Origin of the sequence: Mycobacterium sp. (genome assembly GCF_035640695.1) — a bacterium.
GTDB lineage: Bacteria > Actinomycetota > Actinomycetes > Mycobacteriales > Mycobacteriaceae > Mycobacterium.
The window spans coordinates 20,024-37,451 of record NZ_DASQVQ010000047.1 but is presented as its reverse complement, the minus strand read 5'-3'; the positions used below and the strand labels follow the sequence as shown (position 1 = coordinate 37,451).

16 protein-coding genes are annotated in these 17,428 nt (G+C 68.5%); 12 read left to right on the top strand and 4 right to left on the bottom strand.

All coding sequences use genetic code 11. The annotated features are described in order from the left end of the window. Positions 1 to 90: 90 nt before the first annotated feature. Entirely contained in the window at positions 91 to 1,362 is a 1,272-nt protein-coding gene (locus VE759_RS05510) for an RNA polymerase sigma factor (RefSeq protein ID WP_324929049.1), read from the top strand. Here the strand turns inward: VE759_RS05510 and VE759_RS05505 are convergent. Together VE759_RS05505 and VE759_RS05500 are read right to left on the bottom strand one after the other, a co-directional pair. Further along, positions 1,354 to 1,983 carry an SAM-dependent methyltransferase gene (locus VE759_RS05505; protein WP_324928989.1) on the bottom strand — a complete coding sequence of 210 codons (630 nt, stop codon included), beginning with the start codon at positions 1,981 to 1,983 and terminating at the stop codon, positions 1,354 to 1,356. The genes VE759_RS05510 and VE759_RS05505 overlap by 9 nt on opposite strands. Beyond that, entirely contained in the window at positions 1,980 to 2,930 is a 951-nt protein-coding gene (locus VE759_RS05500) for an acyl-CoA dehydrogenase (RefSeq protein WP_324929047.1), read from the bottom strand. Before VE759_RS05500 ends, VE759_RS05505 begins: the two co-directional genes overlap by 4 nt. Positions 2,931 to 2,981: 51 nt before the next feature. On the opposite strand from VE759_RS05500, the gene VE759_RS05495 reads away from it, so the two are divergent. Next, complete coding sequence (locus tag VE759_RS05495; RefSeq protein WP_324928987.1) at positions 2,982 to 3,665, top strand: HAD-IA family hydrolase; 684 nt, start codon at positions 2,982 to 2,984, stop codon at positions 3,663 to 3,665. A 25-nt stretch (positions 3,666 to 3,690) separates the two neighbouring features. Continuing rightward, positions 3,691 to 4,605: a 1,4-dihydroxy-2-naphthoyl-CoA synthase gene (locus tag VE759_RS05490; protein WP_324929045.1), complete on the top strand. Its 915-nt coding sequence runs from the start codon at positions 3,691 to 3,693 to the stop codon at positions 4,603 to 4,605. Between the two features lie 75 nt (positions 4,606 to 4,680). Here VE759_RS05490 and VE759_RS05485 read toward each other — a convergent pair whose 3' ends face one another. Further along, positions 4,681 to 6,318, bottom strand: a complete 1,638-nt coding sequence (locus tag VE759_RS05485; protein WP_324928985.1) for a zinc ribbon domain-containing protein — start codon at positions 6,316 to 6,318, stop codon at positions 4,681 to 4,683. Beyond that, positions 6,315 to 7,937, bottom strand: a complete 1,623-nt coding sequence (locus VE759_RS05480) for a S53 family peptidase (RefSeq protein WP_324928983.1) — start codon at positions 7,935 to 7,937, stop codon at positions 6,315 to 6,317. Before VE759_RS05480 ends, VE759_RS05485 begins: the two co-directional genes overlap by 4 nt. A gap of 181 nt (positions 7,938 to 8,118) precedes the next feature. Between VE759_RS05480 and VE759_RS05475 the strand changes: the two genes are divergently transcribed. The 9 genes from VE759_RS05475 (at position 8,119) to VE759_RS05435 (ending at position 17,419) form a co-directional block, all read left to right on the top strand. Beyond that, positions 8,119 to 8,994, top strand: coding sequence for an SDR family oxidoreductase (locus tag VE759_RS05475; protein WP_324928981.1), 876 nt, complete (start codon positions 8,119 to 8,121; stop codon positions 8,992 to 8,994). Positions 8,995 to 9,018: 24 nt separating this feature from the next. Next, positions 9,019 to 9,390: a VOC family protein gene (locus VE759_RS05470; RefSeq protein WP_324928979.1), complete on the top strand. Its 372-nt coding sequence runs from the start codon at positions 9,019 to 9,021 to the stop codon at positions 9,388 to 9,390. A 94-nt stretch (positions 9,391 to 9,484) separates the two neighbouring features. Beyond that, the gene (locus VE759_RS05465) at positions 9,485 to 10,675 is read left to right on the top strand and encodes an inorganic phosphate transporter (protein ID WP_324928977.1); all 1,191 of its coding nucleotides are present in this window, start codon (positions 9,485 to 9,487) and stop codon (positions 10,673 to 10,675) included. 18 nt (positions 10,676 to 10,693) lie between these two features. Then, positions 10,694 to 10,981 carry a hypothetical protein gene (locus VE759_RS05460; RefSeq protein WP_324928975.1) on the top strand — a complete coding sequence of 96 codons (288 nt, stop codon included), beginning with the start codon at positions 10,694 to 10,696 and terminating at the stop codon, positions 10,979 to 10,981. A gap of 37 nt (positions 10,982 to 11,018) precedes the next feature. Next, positions 11,019 to 11,321 carry a DUF3349 domain-containing protein gene (locus VE759_RS05455; RefSeq protein ID WP_324929043.1) on the top strand — a complete coding sequence of 101 codons (303 nt, stop codon included), beginning with the start codon at positions 11,019 to 11,021 and terminating at the stop codon, positions 11,319 to 11,321. Between the two features lie 47 nt (positions 11,322 to 11,368). After that, positions 11,369 to 12,457, top strand: coding sequence for an o-succinylbenzoate--CoA ligase (gene menE / locus VE759_RS05450; RefSeq protein ID WP_414687839.1), 1,089 nt, complete (start codon positions 11,369 to 11,371; stop codon positions 12,455 to 12,457). A 155-nt stretch (positions 12,458 to 12,612) separates the two neighbouring features. Beyond that, positions 12,613 to 13,710, top strand: coding sequence for a phosphate ABC transporter substrate-binding protein PstS (pstS, locus tag VE759_RS05445; RefSeq protein ID WP_324928973.1), 1,098 nt, complete (start codon positions 12,613 to 12,615; stop codon positions 13,708 to 13,710). 167 nt (positions 13,711 to 13,877) lie between these two features. Continuing rightward, positions 13,878 to 14,705: an FAD binding domain-containing protein gene (locus VE759_RS05440; RefSeq protein WP_324928972.1), complete on the top strand. Its 828-nt coding sequence runs from the start codon at positions 13,878 to 13,880 to the stop codon at positions 14,703 to 14,705. Further along, positions 14,702 to 17,419, top strand: coding sequence for a molybdopterin-dependent oxidoreductase (locus VE759_RS05435; RefSeq protein ID WP_324928970.1), 2,718 nt, complete (start codon positions 14,702 to 14,704; stop codon positions 17,417 to 17,419). The genes VE759_RS05440 and VE759_RS05435 overlap by 4 nt, the downstream gene beginning before the upstream one ends. The last annotated feature ends 9 nt before the right edge of the window (positions 17,420 to 17,428 follow it).

The following is a 17,428-nucleotide window of genomic DNA, read 5'->3' as shown; positions in this document are numbered from 1 at the left end:
CCGATGCGTCACTGGCCAACTATCCGGCGCGAACAGCGCAGCGGCTGGTTTTCCGCCGGCGTGTCGGATGGTTTTGCGGTGCTGGGCACAATGGGCGACGTGACCGCGGCACCCGACTTGCGCCAGACCGTCGACGCGGTGTGGCGGATGGAGGCGGCCAAGATCGTCGCGACGCTGACCCGCGCCGTCGGCGACGTCGGACTGGCCGAGGACCTCGCGCAGGAGGCGCTGGTCGACGCGCTGACGCGGTGGCCGTCGTCCGGCGTTCCGCGCAACCCCGGCGCCTGGCTGACCACGGTCGCCAAGCGCAAGGCCATCGATCACTGGCGCCGTCAGGACCGCCTCGACGACAAGTACGCCACGATGGCCCGCGAGCTGGAGACACAGGTCGACGAGTCATGGGATCCGGACCGGATCGATGACGACGTGCTGCGGCTGATCTTCGTTGCCGCGCACCCGGTGGTGTCGCGGGAGGGCCGCATCGCGATGACCCTGCGGGTGGTCGGCGGGCTGACCACCGAGGAGATCGCGCGGGCGTTTCTGGTGCCGACGCCGACGATCGCGCAGCGGATCGTGCGGGCGAAGAAGGCGCTGGCCGCGGCGAAGGTGCCGTTCGAGGTGCCGCCGCGCGACGAGTATCCGCAGCGGCTGTCGGCGGTGCTGTCGGTGATCTACCTGATCTACAACGAGGGATATTCGGCCTCGTTCGGGCAGCGCTGGATTCGTGACGAGCTGTGCGCGGAGGCGTTGCGGCTGGGTCGTATTCTTGCCGCGCTGGTGCCCGATGAGCCGGAGGTCCATGCCCTCGTCGCGCTGATGGAGCTTCAGTCGTCGCGGTTTGCCGCGCGAACGGCGCCCGATGGCACGCCGATCCTGCTGGCGGAGCAGGACCGCACGAAGTGGGACCGCGCGCAGATCCAGCGCGGGGTCGCGGCGCTGGCTCGCGCCGACGAGGCCGCGGGCGACGCGGGCCGAGGCTACTACGGGCTGCAGGCCGCGCTGGCCGAATGCCACGCCACCGCGGCCACGCCCGAGGACACCGACTGGGATCGCATCGTGTGGCTCTACGAGGCGCTGGGCCGCCTGGCGCCGTCACCGGTGGTCGACCTCAACCGCGCGGTGGCGGTGTCAATGGCAGCGGGGCCGACATCCGGCCCGGCCCACGCTCTCGAGATCGTCGACAGCATAAAAGGTTTGGAGGATTCGTATCTGCGACCGAGTGTGCGCGGTGAACTGCTGGCCCGGCTGGGCCGCCACGCCGAGGCCGCCGACGAGTTCGACAAAGCCGCGCGGCTGACCGGCAACGAACAACAACGGAAGGTGTTGAGCGACAAGGCCGCCGGCGCGCGGCAGTCACTGTGACGTCCCCGGCACGCGGCTGCGGTCGGCGACGGAGTCGGCCGTGGCGGTGTCGAAAACCTCGATCGCGACGTCGGCGTCGCGGTAACTGCCGATCATGTGCAGCCCCGGGGTGGCGGCGACGATGTCGTTGGCATGGTCGCCGCTCATCGGGTAGTCGGGCATCGGGTGACGCCAGTGTGACGCGATCACGGTCGCGCCGGGCGCCAGTCGAGGGCATTCGCGGTCCAGCACCGCGCGCAGCATGTCGGCGTGCAGGTAGTAGCAGACCTCGGACAGCACAACGAGATCGAACGGCCCTGGCGGCCACGTCTCGTCGATCGACCGGCGCACCAGCGTCACCTGCTCGCGTCGACCGCCGGCGCGCAGCCGTCGGCTGGCACCGTCGAGCGCGGCCGTCGCGACGTCGGTCGCGGTCACCCGGTGACAGCGATACGTCAGCCGTTCGGTGAGCACTCCGACCGAACAGCCCGGCTCGAACGCATGCCGATAATGTTGATAAGGCAAGAGCGCCAGGATGATTGCGTGCCGACGGTGCTCATACCAGCTGTGCGCCAGACCCCACGGGTCGTTGGAATGGGCATACATCCCCTCGAAGTGCTCGTCCGGAACCCGGGTCGTCATCGGCGGTCGCTGCGGGCGCCCGCGAGCAGGCCGAGCGCGGCGAGGTCACGCTCGCCGTGGCTGTGCCGGACGAATACCGTCAGGTCGGCCACCCGGCGGGCGTGGTCCCCGTCGAGGCACAACGGCCCGAGTCCGAGTGCCCGGCCGGTGCGGGTAATCGCTTGCTCCGCTGCCTTTTCCGCGACAGCGCGCAGCCGCCGGGCCGTCAACTCGGCGGTCCCGGTCTCGTCGCGCGGATCGCCGTCGACCTGCACGGCGGCCGTGACGAGCACCGCCTCGGCCGCCGTGATCGCCGCGTCCACCGCCCCGAGATGGGCCAGCGCGTGTTCGTCGGCGGACCCGCTGCCGGCGTGCTGATACAGCGGCGCGGCAACCGCGCGGGCACCGCCGATCCAGCAGGCCGCGACGCCCATGGCGCTATACCAAACGCCCGGCCGGTCCAGGAACTGGCCCGGACCGCTGACCGGCACCGCCGGCGCACCACTGAACTGCACGGAACGTACATCGCTGCTGACCATCCCGGGGTTACGCCAGGCGCTGGCCAGCGGGCGCACCGCGGTGTTGCGCAACTCGACGGCGAACAGACCGTGGCGGCCGTCGTCGAGCCGCGCGGTCACCAGCGCGTGGTCGCACAGCGATCCGCCGGTGCACCACGACTTGATGCCGTCGAGCGTCACCGAGTCGCCGACGGTGTGGGCGCACAGCACCGCGTCGGGGCTTTCCGCGCTCCACACGCCCCACAGCTGGCCTTCCTCGGCTGCCGGCCCGGCGAACTCGTCGAGGATCACCACCGCGTCGGCGTGCTGTTCGGCCAGCCGGCCCGCGGCCACGTCCACCGCGGTCAGGTCGGCCAGCTTGCGCCACCGCTGCGCCGTCTCGCCCGAACCCGGCAGCGGCAAGCTCAGCTCACCGGCCCGCAGCCAGTGCATGATCAGACCGGCCGTCATTGATGACGGGTTGCCGCTTTCGCCGGATTCCACACCAGGCACGATAGGGATATGTCGGTGCGCGCGGTGCTTTTTGACTTCTCCGGGACGTTGTTCCGGCTCGAAGAGGACGAAAGCTGGTTTGCCGGAATGCATGTGAACGGGCGCGAGGTCGACGGGCGTGTGCAGGCCGAGTTGATGCGCCGGTTGACGGCACCGACCGGCAGATCGTTCGACATGACGAAGGAGGCCTATCACGCGTGGGTGAACCGCGATTTGGCCCCGCATCTGCATCGTGAGGCGTACCTGCACGTGCTGCGCGAGTCCGGCATGGCCGATCCGCACGCCGAGGCGCTGTACGGCCGGGTGATCGACTCGGCGTGCTGGACGCCGTATCCGGACACCGCCGACGTGCTCAAGGGGCTGCACGCGGCTGGGATCCGCACGGCGGTGGTGTCGAACATCGCCTTCGACGTGCGGCCCGCGTTCGGCAGCCTGGGGGTCGCCGACTGCGTCGACGAGTTCGTGCTGTCGTTCGAGGTCGGGCTCATCAAACCGGACCGGCGGATTTTCGAGACCGCGCTGGCCCGGCTGGGCGTGCCGGCCGAGGAGGCGGCGATGGTCGGCGACAGCGAGGAAGCCGACGGCGGCGCCCGCGCGGTGGGATGCGGCTTCGTGCTCGTCGATCCGCTGCCGACCGCGGAGCGCCGCGACGGGCTGAAGTCGGCGCTGACCGACTGCGGCGTCGAATTGTGAGCGCGGTAGCGTGCCCGGCATGTCCGTGAGCGACAACCCGTTCGACCCGTCGCTCTGGCAGCCGGTGCCCGGGTTCGGCGACCTGACCGACATCACCTACCACCGCCACCTCGCCGGCGGCGCCGCGCAGCCGACCGTGCGGGTGGCGTTCAGCCGGCCCGAGGTCCGCAACGCGTTCCGCCCGCACACCGTCGACGAGCTGTACCGGGTGATGGAGCACGCGCGGATGTCACCGGACGTCGGCGTGGTGCTGCTGACCGGAAACGGGCCGTCGCCGCGGGACGGCGGGTGGGCGTTCTGCGCCGGCGGCGATCAGCGCATCCGCGGCCGCACCGGCTATCAGTACGCGTCGGGTGACACCGCCGACACGGTCGATCAGGCCCGCGCCGGGCGGTTGCACATCCTCGAGGTGCAGCGGCTGATCCGGTTCATGCCGAAGGTGGTGATCTGCCTGGTCAACGGGTGGGCCGCCGGCGGCGGGCACAGCCTGCACGTGGTCTGCGACCTGACCCTGGCCAGCCGCGAGCACGCCCGTTTCAAGCAGACCGACGCCGACGTCGGCAGTTTTGACGGCGGCTACGGCAGCGCATATCTGGCGCGGCAGGTCGGGCAGAAGTTCGCGCGCGAGGTGTTCTTCCTCGGCCGCGCGTACACCGCCGAGCAGATGCATGCGATGGGAGCGGTGAACGCGGTCGTGGAGCACGCGTCGCTGGAGTTGGTTGGGTTGGACTGGGCGGCCGAGATCAACCGGAAGTCGCCGACGGCGGTGCGGATGCTCAAGTTCGCGTTCAATCTCATCGACGACGGCCTGGTGGGACAGCAGATCTTCGCGGGCGAGACGACACGGCTGGCGTACATGACCGACGAGGCGGTGGAGGGCCGGGACGCGTTTTTGGAGAAGCGTGACCCGGATTGGAGCCGGTTCCCGCGCTACTTCTGAGGATTCGGCGCGTGAGTGTTACATCAGGGCGACGACACGCCGCGCGGGGGCGCCCGGTGTTCACACTGGGGTGAGTCAGCGCGGCGGGTCGCCTCGCCAGCTGAAACTGTTCACGTACTTGCCCATGTCGATCGCGATTTGCAGGTTGGCGCCCGAGGGATGTCCGTTGCCGAAGTCGGGGCTGAACTCGTGGTAGGGACCGATCGCGGCGGCGACCAGGGCGAGCCCGCTCTTCACCGCGACCATCACCAGCACCCGCAACCGGGCATAGCTGCCGGCCGAGTCCTGCGGATAGTCGTCGGCCACCACGCCGTATCCCAGTTGGTAGCCGACCAGCGCATTGGGGATCTCGTAGTCGACGGTGGCGTCCGGGTAGGTCTGCTGGATCAAGTCGTCGGCGACCTGCTTGGCGGTGCGACCCGCGGCGGGCTCGCCGAACAACTCGAGCTTGCCGGTGTCGCCCCCGACAAAGTCGAGCACCAGGCCGTTCGGTCTCAGGGTGGCCTGGTATGCGGTGGTCGGCCCGGGGTAGGACACCGAGAAGTCGCCGTTGCTCGAGGTGAAGCGCGGAGTGGCTTCGACCGGCGTGCCGATCGGCGGTCGCCCGCAATTGGGTGGACACACATACCGCGCGGCCGACGGGGTGACGACCGCCGACACCGCCACCGCGGCCACCAGCACCAGAACCAGGCCGGCGCCGAAACTCAGCAATATCCGGGTGTGGGACGTCAGGCGCACCGACCTCGCGGCGCGCCCCCCGTCAGGCGTTTCATAAAGCAACGCAACGTGCAGACCGGCTCGCAACGCGACCAACGCCGACACCGCCACCGCAAGATGCAATGCCAGCTGCCAGCCTTGGGGTAGCGGGGCGACGTCGATCAGTCCCAACGCGGCATAAAGCACCAGCACCAGAACGACGACGACCGCGAGGGTCAGCGTCGGCAACCACTGCAATGTGTCCGCCCGTCGGGTGAACCACAGTGCCGCGCCGACCAATCCGCCGGCGGCTGCCGCGGTCAAAGGCATTGCCACGCCGCGTATTCCCGCCTCGACCAGCAGCACACTGACGGGTCTGTCATCTGCGGTCAGTCCCGTCGCGAATTGCGGGGCCAACAGGGTCAGGATCGTCGCGGCGGTGAACGCGATCGCACCCGATGATCCAATGATGAAGCCGTCCAACGATTCTCGGCGCGGCGGCCGCAACACCCGCAGCACGAACGCGGGCACCAGCATCAGGATCGCGCCACCCAGCGGGATGACCAGCCCGTCGACCAGGATCGGCCACCGCGACATCCCCGGACCGAGTGCGACATCGTTGGCGCGTGCGACGATCGCACCGGTCAGCAGCGCCCAGCCGACGCCGAGTCCGGCGCCCAGCACCGCGGTCAGCAGCAGGGTGCCGCGGGCGGGCAGACCGCCGGCGACGTCGGCTTGGTAGGTGTAGATCATGAACAACAGCGGCAACCCGAGGGTGCTGACCGCGATCAGCGGCGCCTGCCAGCGCAGCACCGCGAACACGATCAACGCGACGATCAAAACTGCGAGCGCGACGCTGAACGGTCGGCGCGATCGGGGTGGCAGATGCGGGAACAATGAACTGGCCACCCGCGGCAATAGCACATGCTCGGTCGGCGCTGGCGCAAATGCCGTGAGCCGCAACGGCGGAGCCGGATATCGCCGATCGGGCGGCGCCGGCGCATGGTCGGCGGTCATCGCGGCGCCGCCCGGTTCTGAATATCGAGAAGATCGCGAACCAGGTTGTCGACATTGGGGCTGCCCAGCCCGGTCACCAGGTCATAGCCCGGCACCGCAAGGTCGACGGCGTTGCCGCCGAGACTCACGTCGCGGAACCCCGGCAGCCTTGCACCCGCCGCGACCCGATACAGCAGCGGATTCAGGTCCCCGAGTGGGCGCCCGCCGTGCGCGACCAAATACTGATTCATCAGCACCGTCAGGCCGGCCCAGATCGGCGACGACTGTGAGGTACCGCCACCGACGTGCAGCTGCCGGTCGTACACGATCCGCACGCCGGTGAACGAGTCGGCAACCGCGGCGATGTCGGGAGTCAGGCGGTGCGCGGCGTCGCGCGACGACGACACCCCGTCCTGCCACCGGGGCCGGGGAAACAGCGCCGACACCCCGCCGCTGGTGCCTTGGGACAGCGGCGAATCCACCCAGGCCTGCTCGGCCAGCCAGACGCCCTGCGGATCGGTCGACAGCGTGGTGCCACCGACCGCGGTCATCTCCGGCAGCGATGCCACCGCATCCAACCCCACGTCGTCGCGACCCGGCGCGGCCGCCCAGTCGTCGCCGCCCTTGCATTCCAGGCCGCCGGTGTCCCCGGTCGCGACGAACACCGACGTGCCGTGCGATTGCGCGGCGGCGGCGGCCGCCCGTACCGGGGCCAAGTCGGCGGCGGTCATCAGCTTGTCGCAGCCCCAGCCGATCGACAGACTCCACACCGCGCCGGGGAACTGGCGGTCCACCCACTCGAACAGGCGCCCGATCTTCTCGTACGCGCCGCTGCCCTCGACGGTCGGAACCGCGTTGACGACCACCAGTCGCGCGTCCGGGGCGATCGCGTGCGCCACCTCGAGGTCCATCACGGCCTCGCCGTCCGATTCCCGGGGCAGGCCGCCGATCACGACCGGAGTGAACTTCGGCAGGCCGGTCAGCTCGGCATGGGTATCGAGGTCCGCCTGATCGAAGCCGTCGAACTCGAAGACCACGATGGTCTGCCCGCTGCCGGTGAAACCGGCCTGCGCCAGCGGGCTGGCGTTGTACGTCGTCAGCAACTGCGTCGGCAGCAACCCACGCCGCGGCACGTCGAGCGGTTCAAGCACCGGACGGGCCCGGTGATGCGGGGTGTAGCCGAGCACCCGGCCGAACTCGGTGACGACGCCGCGCAGCGGCGCAGGGACCGCGGGCTGAAGCGCCGACGCGTAGAAGACCTGGCCGCGCCGGCCCCGGTAGTCGTGCACCGGCACACCGAACGCGGCGGCCACATCGTGTGCGGCGCCCTCGACGATCGCCCAGCCGTCGCCGGGGCGCCAGCGCACCGACAAACCGCGGCCGCTCGCCCAGTCCGTCAACGCGTCCGGGCGCGTCGCGTCGGGTAGGGCCGCGGTGAGCCGGGTTTGACCGGCGCGCGACGGGCCCAGATCGGTCGAGCTCGCCAACAACCACGCCAGCGGGCCACCGACCGCCGCGGGACCGTGCGACGCCGGTGCCGGGCGCAACGTGACCGCGAGGGTCAACGCCCCGGCCGCAATCACCACCAGCAACCAACGGACGAAGTTCATAGCCGGCCGCCCGACCTCCCGAAAGCTCATGGCGCGTTAGCCAGCAGCCCCAGCCGACCGGCAACGTCCGGCTGTACGGATTCTGGCCGGGCGCCGGTCCATTTGCTGCGTTTTCAATCGGCGGACCTTAACCCTGCGTTGCGACCAGACTAGCAAATCTGAGTTGGGCATCGGTCGGGGTGATTGGGCGCCGGTTCATAGACTTCGACGGGTGAACCCTCTGCAACGGCTAGGCCGTGCGCTCACCGTGGCCAGCATGCGGCCACCGCTGGCCCAACAACTCGTGCTGCACCGGCCGGCCCGCGACGCCGTCGACCTCACCGGCAGGCGCGTGCTGCTCACCGGGGCGTCGTCGGGCATCGGGGAAAGCGCCGCCGAGCAATTCGCCAAGCACGGCGCCACCGTGATCGCGGTGGCCCGGCGCCGGGACTTGCTCGACACGGTCGCGCGGCGAATCACCGGAAGCGGCGGCTCGGCCGTCGCGCTGCCGTGCGACCTGTCTGACCTCGACGCCGCGGACCGGCTCGTCGAGACGGTCGAGGAGCAATTCGGTGGCGTCGACATTCTCATCAACAACGCCGGACGCTCGATCCGGCGGCCGATGATCGAATCACTCGAGCGGTGGCACGACGTCGAGCGCACCATCGCGCTGAACTACTACGCGCCGCTGCGGCTGATCCGCGGGCTTGCGCCGGGCATGCTCGAGCGCCGCGACGGGCACATCATCAACGTTTCGACGTGGGGCGTGACCGCGTCGTCTTCGTTGTTCTCGGTGTACAACGCGTCGAAGGCCGCGCTGTCGGCGTTCAGCCGGGCCATCGACGGCGAGTGGTCCGAGCGCGGGGTGCGCCAGACCACGCTGTACTACCCGCTGGTGAAAACGCCGATGATCGCGCCGACACGCGCCTACGACGGCCTGCCGGGCTTGACCGCCGACGAGGCCGCCGAATGGATGATCACCGCGGCGCGCATGCGGCCGGTGCGGATCATGCCTCGACTGGCGTTGGCCGCGCAGGCGCTTGACACGATGAACCCGTCGGTGGTCAACGCGCTGATGAAACGGCAGGTCATTCAGCCTGGTAGCTGACCGTGCGCGTGATAGGAAAAGCGGGTGGAGATACTCGCCAGCCGGATGCTGATCCGGCCGGCGGATTATGACCGTTCGCTGCGCTTCTACCGCGACCAGCTCGGCCTGGCGATCGCGCGCGAATACGGCGGTGGCACAGTGTTTTTCGCGGGCCAATCACTGATCGAAGTGGCGGGGCACGGCGAGCCGAACGCCGGCGGCGCGATGTGGCTGCAGGTGCGGGACCTATATGCCACTCAACACGAGTTGACGGGCCGCGGGGTGCCGATCGCGCGGGAGGCACGCCAGGAGCCGTGGGGGCTGCACGAGATGCACGTCATCGACCCTGACGGCGTGACGATCATCTTCGTCCAGGTGCCACGCGACCACCCCCTGCGCCGCGACAACCGCGGTTAACGGAAGGCGAACGACTGTCGACCAGTGGTCACTGACCAACAAATTCTTGCCGGGAGTAATCGACATGCCGGCCCGGGCGGGCGAGACTTCTGGCGTGGATCTCCAGCTCTTCACTTTGGTGATCGTGGTAGCTACGGCGCTGGCATTCGATTTCACGAACGGCTTCCACGACACCGGTAACGCGATGGCGACCTCGATCGCCAGTGGTGCCCTCAAACCCAGGACCGCGGTCGCGTTGTCCGCGTCGCTGAATCTGGTGGGCGCGTTTCTGTCTACCGCGGTCGCCGCTACCATCGCCAAGGGTCTGGTGGACTCCCATCTGGTCACCCTGGAGCTGGTTTTCGCGGGTTTGGTGGGTGGCATCGTCTGGAACCTGCTGACCTGGTTGCTCGGCATTCCGTCCAGTTCTTCGCATGCGCTCATCGGCGGGATCGTCGGCGCGATGATCGCCGCCGTCGGCGGACACGGCGTGATCTGGCGTGGTCTGGTGTCGAACGTGATCATCCCCGCGGTGCTGGCCCCGTTCCTCGCCGGCCTGGTCGCCTGCGTCGGCACCTGGCTGGTGTACCGCGCGGTGCGTGGGCTACCCAAGCACCGCACGAACACCGGGTTCCACTACGGTCAAATCGGGTCGGCGTCACTGGTCTCGCTCGCGCACGGCACCAACGACGCGCAGAAGACCATGGGCGTCATCTTCTTGGCCCTGATCTCCTACGGCGCCGCGAGCAAGACGGACGCGCTGCCGCCGATCTGGGTCATCGTGTCGTGCGCGGTGGCCATTGCCGCGGGCACCTATTTCGGCGGCTGGCGGGTGATCCGCACGCTGGGCAAGGGCCTGGTGGAGATCGAGTCACCCCAAGGCATGGCGGCCGAGACGTCGTCGGCGGCAATCATACTGCTGTCCAGCCACTTTGGTTATGCGCTGTCCACAACGCACGTCGCCACCGGCTCGATCCTCGGCAGCGGGGTGGGCAAGCCGGGCGCCGACGTCCGGTGGGGCGTTGCCGGTCGGATGGCCGTCGCCTGGCTGATCACGCTGCCCGCGGCCGGCGTCGTGGGCGCGGTCACCTATTTCATCGTGCACATCATCGGCGGCTACGCCGGTACCGCAATCGGCTTCGGCTTGTTGGTCGTGGCCGGGGTCGCCATCTGGCTGCAGTCGCGCCGGGCCGGGACGATCGACCACAAGAATGTCAACGCCGATTGGGAAGGCAACCTGACGGCGGGAACCCAGGCCCATCGTGTTTCGGCGCCGGAGAAGCCCGAATCCACGCCCGTCGCCTGATTTGAAGGGGTTAACGCTGTGAGCGCTTGGTGGAATTACGAAGCAACATTGCGGATCCTGATCGTCGGGCTGATCCTGGGCGCCGGACTGCCCGCGCTATTCGCGCTCGCGGTTCGCATCAACGCCGAGGGGGTCGGCGCCACGGGGGATTCCGCCGTGGCCCACCGCAACCCGGCGCTGATAGCGATCAGCTGGGTAATTTTCGCAGTGGTGCTGATCGCGGTCATCATCGGCGTGCTGTTCGTTGCCCGAGACTTCATCGGCCACCACCTGGGGTTGTACATCCTGGGTGCCAAGCACAAGTAATATCGGCCAGATCGTTGCTGCCCGAGGGGGTGACACGCTGAATCGGTTCTTGACGGCGATCGTCAATTGGCTGCGCGCCGGCTATCCCGACGGGGTGCCGCCGACGGATTACTTCCCGGTGTTGGCACTGCTGTCGCGGCGGCTGTCCACTGATGAGGTCAAGGCGGTCGCCGGGGAGCTGATGCAGCGCGGCGATTTCGACCACGTCGACATCGGTGTGGCAATCAGCCAGATCACCGACGAGTTGCCGGCGGCTGAGGATGTGGAGCGAGTGCGGGCGCGGCTCGCAGAAAAGGGCTGGCCGCTCGACGCTCCGCGGGACGCCGAGGAGAGCGGATAGCCACTCTTCGTCCGCTGCCCGTCCCGGCAGGCCCCGAAGTGGTGTCGCTGCTGCCGGTCCTCGAATCGGTGTTGACCGGCCGCGGTGCGCCGCTGCTGCCGGTGCCTGCGCACGACGAGCGTGAAAAAGTCTTGCTGACAACGTCTTTGCGCGTCGACGAGGCGATCGACGACGATGTCGCGGTGGTGGTGCCGACCTCGGGAACCACCGGTGCCCCGAAAGGTGCCATGCTGACTGCGGCCGCGTTGACGGCGAGTGCCACCGCGACGCACCGCCGGCTCGGCGGCCCCGGTCGATGGCTGCTGGCGCTGCCCGCGCACCACATCGCCGGCCTGCAGGTGCTGACACGCAGCGTGCTGGCCGGCACGACACCGGTGGTGGAATTCGACGTCGCCGGGCTGCCGGCCGCCGTAGCGGCGCTGGGCACCGGGCCGCGGTATGCGGCGCTGGTGGCGGCGCAACTGGCAAAGGCGTTGGAGTCCACGCCCGCGGCGCTGGCGCTGTCGGAGCTGGACGCGGTGTTGATCGGTGGCGGCAGCTTGCCGACACCGCTGGCCGAAAAGGCTTCGGCGGCGGGCATTCCGGTGGTCCGCAGCTACGGGATGAGCGAAACCGCCGGTGGGTGTGTGTACGACGGGGTCCCGCTGGACGGAGTGCGGGTGCGGATCGACGACGGCCGCATCGTCCTTGGTGGAGCGACGCTGGCCAAGGGTTACCGCAACCCACCCGATCCGGACCCGTTCGCCGAGCCCGGGTGGTTTCGCAGCGACGACGCGGGCGGTCTGGACGCGTCCGGCGTGCTGACGGTGTACGGCCGGCTCGACGACGCCATCAGCACCGGAGGGCTCACGGTGCTGCCGCAGCAGGTGGAGGCGGTGTTGAATCGACATCCGTCGGTGGCCGCGTGCGCCGTGTTCGGGGTGCCCGATGAGCGGCTGGGTCAGCGAGTCGCGGCCGCGATCGTGCTGGCTCCGCATTCTTCCGAGCCCACGTTGGCGGCGTTACGGGACCACGTCGCGGCGGTCTTGGACCGGACGGCGGCGCCACGGGAACTCCACTTTGTCGACGTGCTGCCGACTCTGGGCATCGGAAAGGTCGATCGGCGCGCGCTGAGGCGCCGGTTCGAGTCTGGTTGACAGGACTCGAGCCACCGTTCATCGTCGCGAGAGTGCGGATTCAACTGCGGTACATGGAGTCTTTGCTGTGCCGCGTTTTGGTTCGGTCGGCGGACCCGTTCCGTCCGCCGCAACCGGTGGCGGCGTGCGCGTCACCCGTATTTCGAAGGAGCGAAATGAGGCTCGACCGATGCGTTGCGGCGGTGAGCATGATGGCCGCCGGTGTACTCGTGCTTTCCGCATGCGGCGGTGATCACCGCGGCGCATCGACCGCCAGCGCGGCCTCGGTGAAGGTGGACTGTGGCGGCAAGCAGTCGTTGCGGGCCAGCGGTTCGACGGCGCAAGCCAACGCGATGACGCGGTTCGTCGACGCCTACCAACGGGCCTGCCCGGGGCAGACGGTGACCTACACGGCGAACGGTTCCGGCGCCGGGGTGAACGAGTTCATCAACAACCGGACCGCCTTCGGCGGAACAGACTCGCCGATGACACCGGACCAGCAGGCCAAGGCGGGGCAGCGCTGCGGTTCGGTGGCGTGGCATTTGCCCGTCGTGTTCGGCCCGCTGGCGATCAGCTACAACATCAACGCCGTCGACACGCTGGTGCTGGATGCCCCGACACTCGCGAAGATCTTCAACGGCACGATCACGAAGTGGAACGACCCGGCGATCGCGCGCCTGAACCAGTCGATGCCGCCGGGCGACATTCACGTCGTTTACCGCAGCGACGAGTCCGGAAGCACCGACAATTTCCAGCAGTATCTCGATGCCGCATCCGACGGCGCATGGGGCAAGGGTGCGGGCAAGACGTTCAAGGGCGCAACGGGCGTCGGCGCCACCGGCAACGACGGCACGGCCGCGGCCGTGAAGAACACCGAGGGCGCCATCACCTACAACGAATGGTCGTTCGCCCAAGCCCAGAATCTCTTCACCGCCAAGATCGTGACCTCCGCAGGCCCCGCTCCGGTGGGAATCAGCCCCGCATCGGTCGGCAAGACCATCGCGGCGGCCAAGGTAAACGTCGCGGGCAATGACCTGGTGCTCGACACGTCGTCGTTCTACAAGCCCACCCAGGCCGGTGCCTACCCGATCGTTCTCGCCACTTACGAGGTGGTGTGCTCGAAGTACCCCGAGGCAGACGTGGGTAAGGCGGTGCGGGCGTTTTTGCAGTCGGCCATCGGCCCGGGGCAGGACGGCCTTGCGGATCACGGATACGTTCCGTTGCCCGCAGATTTCCAGTCGAAAGTATCTGGGGCCGTCAACGCCATCACGTAATTGTCGACGGGCTGGCGCTTGACGATGGCTTGACGTCTCGAGTCTGTGGGTTTGCCGTACTGACTCGAGAAAACCCCGCCGCGAATCAACTGCAGTGTCTAGAGTCGGATTCGCTTGCGCGCATGCCGACAATTCGGCCGCGGCGATATTTGCGGGGAGGAAGCCGAATGGATCTCAACACCATCACCGAGGTCGTCCGGGATCCCACCGACCCACCGGGAGCGCAGTGGCGCGCCGGCGACGCCTGGCTGGCCGGGGGAACGTGGCTGTTCTCCGATCCGCAGGTCGACCTGCACCGGTTGATCGATCTGGCCCCGCTGGGTTGGGACACCCTGCACGCCGACGGCACCGGACTCGAGATCGGGCCGATGTGCACGATCCACGACCTGTATGGCTTTGTACCGCCGGATGATTGGCGAGCGGGCCCGCTGATTCACGTCAGCTGTGAGTCGTTTCTCGCATCGTTCAAGGTGTGGAACTCGGCGACGGTGGGAGGCAACATCTGCATGTCGCTGCCCGCCGGCCCGATGATCACGTTGACGGTCGCGCTGGAGGCGACCTACACGCTGTTGGCGGCCGACGGGTCCGAACGCGCCGTCGACGCGCTCGATTTCGTCACGGGCAATCACGAGAATGTGCTGCGGCCCGGCGAGGTGCTGCGCAAGATCGACATTCCGGCCAGCGCGCTGCGCAAGCGTGCCACGCACCGCCGTTTCACGCTGACCCGCATGGGCCGCTCGACGATATTCGTGATCGCAACCCAGACACCCGGCACGAATGACCTGCTGCTGACCATCACCGCGGGCACCACGCGTCCGGTGCGGTTCGGGTTCGATTCCCTGCCCGACGCCGACGATCTGCAACAGCGCATCGACGCGATACCAGAGGAGGTGTGGTTCGACGACCCGAACGGGACGCCCCGGCATCGCCGCCACCTCGCGAAGCACTTCGCCGAGGAGATCAGGGCCGAGTTCCTGGCGGGAGACCGGTCATGACGTACACGGTGAACGGCGACAATTTTGACGCAGAGCCCGGTCCGGGTCAGTGTCTGCGCACTTTCCTGCGGTCGCTCGGCTGGCACGGCGTCAAGAAGGGGTGCGACGCCGGAGACTGCGGCGCGTGCACGGTGTGGCTGGACGGCGTTCCGGTGAACAGCTGCATCACGCCCGCGTTTCGGGCCGACGGGCGTCAGGTGACCACGATCGAAGGCCTCGGCTCGCCTGAGGACATGCATCCGATGCAGCGGCAGTTCCGTTACGCCCCCGGCTTTCAGTGTGGCTTCTGCACGCCCGGGATGATCATGACCGCGGCGTCGCTCACCGACGAGCAGAGGCAGAACCTGCCAAGGGCGTTGAAGGGTAACCTCTGCCGCTGCACGGGTTATCGTGCGATCGAGGACGCGATCAACGGCGTCGCGGCGATCGAGGAAGCGCTGCCGGGCAAGGCCGTCGGCACCAGCGTCGGCGCCCCGGCCGGCGCCGAGGTGGTGACCGGTCGGGCCGAGTACACGATGGACACCGAGATCGCGGGCATGCTGCATCTGAAGGTGCTGCATTCACCGCACGCCCACGCCCGCATCGTGGCCATCGACAAGTCCGCGGCGCTCGCGGTTCCCGGCGTGCACCGGGTCTACACCTGGGAAGATGTTCCGCGCAAACGGTTTAACACGGCGATCCACACCGACCACCTGGTCGACCCCGACGACACGTACATCCTGGACAATGTGGTTCGCTTCGTCGGCCAGCGGGTCGTCGCGGTGCTGGCCGATTCGGTGGCAGCCGCGGAGGAAGGCTGCCGCAAGGTGGTCATCCAATACGACGTACTTCCCGCGGTCTTCGATCCCGAAGAGGCGATGGCCGAGGGCGCGCCGCAGCTGCACGGGTCCGAGGATCCGTTCGTGCGTGATCCCGTCCGCAACATTCTGCTGGAGCTGCACGGCGAAATCGGCGATGCCGACGCGGGTTTCGCCGAAGCGGATGTGATCCACGAGGGCACGTACTTCAGCCCGCGGGTGCAGCACGCGCATCTGGAGACCCACGGGTCGATCGCGTGGATGGCCGACGGTCGGCTACACGTGCGCACGAGTTCGCAGTCGCCGTCGATCGCCAAGGTCAAGCTTTCGTACCTGTTCGATCTGCGTCCGGATCAGCTGCGCGTGTTCTGCAAACGTGTCGGTGGCGGCTTCGGCGGCAAGCAGGAGGTCATCGCCGAGGACCTGGTCGCCCTCGCCGCCCTCGACACCGGGCGCCCGGTGTGCCTGGAATACACCCGCGAAGAGGAGTTCACCACCGCCTCGCCGCGGCATCCGATGAAGGTGACGGTGAGGCTCGGCGCGAAGGCCGACGGCACGCTCACGGCGGTGCAGTTCCGCAACGTGTCGAACACCGGCGCCTACGGCAACCACGGCGGCGAGACACTGTTCGCCGGCGGCGCCGCGGTCGCGTTGTACCGTTGCCCCAACAAGAAATTCGACGCGTACGCGGTGTACACGAACAATGTGCCCAGCGGCGCGCTGCGCGGCTACGGGATGACGCAACCGGCGTACGCGGTGGAGTCGGCGATCCACGAGTTGGCCGTGGCGCTGGGCATGGATCCGCTCGAGCTGCGGCGGCGCAACATCGTGCGCCCCGGCGATGCCCTGCTCGGGATCGACGAGCATCCCGACGACGTCACGTTCACCGAGGACGGCGTCGCAACGTGCATCGACCTGGTCGAGGCCGCGCTGCAGCGGGCCGGTGACGGGCAGGCACTCGGCGACGACTGGCTCGTCGGGACCGGCACGGCGAGCTCGCTGCACGAGACCGCGCCGCCGACCGAGCACATCTCCGAGGCGTGGGCCAGCCTCGGCGACGACGGCGTCTACCAGATCGCCGTCGGCACGGTAGAATTCGGCGAGGGCACGTCTACCGCGCACGTCCAGATCGCCGCGAACCAACTGGGTACCACCCCGTCGCGGGTGCGGCTCATCCAGTCCGACACCGACCGAACGGGTTTCGACACCGGCGCGTTCGCCAGCGCGGGATTGTCGGTGGCCGGCAACGCCGTGCAACGGGCGTCCGAAGCGCTCCGTGACCGCATCCTGCGCTTCGCCGCCGCGCATTTGCGAGTCGACGTCACCGAATGCGCAATGGATTACGACGGGGTGGTGTGCGGCGGCACGCGGGTCTCGCTGGCGGAGCTGCTGGACGCCGCCGGCCGGCGCGGCATCCGGTTCACGGTCGCGCGCAAGGCCTACGGGTCACCGCGCAGCGTGACCTCCAACGCGCACGGCTTCCGCATCGCCGTGCACCCGGTGACGGGCGAGATTCGCATTCTGCACAGCGTTCACGCCACCGACGCCGGTGTTGTCATCAATCCGGCGCAGGTGCGCGGCCAGGTCGAGGGCGCCGTGGCGCAGGGCATCGGCTTCGCGCTGACCGAGAACCACCATGTCGACGAGAACGGCGTGATGGTCAACCCAAGCTTGCGAAACTACCGAATCCCGACCTATGCGGATGTTCCCAGAACCGAAGTGCTGCTGGTCGATTCGACGGACTCGGTGGGTCCGATGCGGGCCAAGGGGATCGCCGAGTGCAGCATCAACCCGGTGGCGCCCGCACTGGCCAACGCTCTGCACGACGCGACGGGAGTGCGGTTCCGTGAACTGCCGTTCACCCCGGAGCGGATATACGACCGGATCTCGTCGAGCCGATTGACCCCGACCAGCTGAGGTGATGGC

Excerpts from the sequence above, each read along its gene's own strand:
- VE759_RS05510 (WP_324929049.1), top strand. The coding sequence starts at position 91 with ATGGGCGACGTGACCGCGGCACCCGACTTGCGCCAGACCGTCGACGCG.
- VE759_RS05505 (WP_324928989.1), bottom strand. The coding sequence starts at position 1,983 with ATGACGACCCGGGTTCCGGACGAGCACTTCGAGGGGATGTATGCCCAT.
- VE759_RS05500 (WP_324929047.1), bottom strand. The coding sequence starts at position 2,930 with ATGACGGCCGGTCTGATCATGCACTGGCTGCGGGCCGGTGAGCTGAGC.
- VE759_RS05495 (WP_324928987.1), top strand. The coding sequence starts at position 2,982 with ATGTCGGTGCGCGCGGTGCTTTTTGACTTCTCCGGGACGTTGTTCCGG.
- VE759_RS05485 (WP_324928985.1), bottom strand. The coding sequence starts at position 6,318 with ATGACCGCCGACCATGCGCCGGCGCCGCCCGATCGGCGATATCCGGCT.
- VE759_RS05480 (WP_324928983.1), bottom strand. The coding sequence starts at position 7,937 with ATGAGCTTTCGGGAGGTCGGGCGGCCGGCTATGAACTTCGTCCGTTGG.
- pstS (WP_324928973.1), top strand. The coding sequence starts at position 12,613 with ATGAGGCTCGACCGATGCGTTGCGGCGGTGAGCATGATGGCCGCCGGT.
- VE759_RS05440 (WP_324928972.1), top strand. The coding sequence starts at position 13,878 with ATGGATCTCAACACCATCACCGAGGTCGTCCGGGATCCCACCGACCCA.
- VE759_RS05435 (WP_324928970.1), top strand. The coding sequence starts at position 14,702 with ATGACGTACACGGTGAACGGCGACAATTTTGACGCAGAGCCCGGTCCG.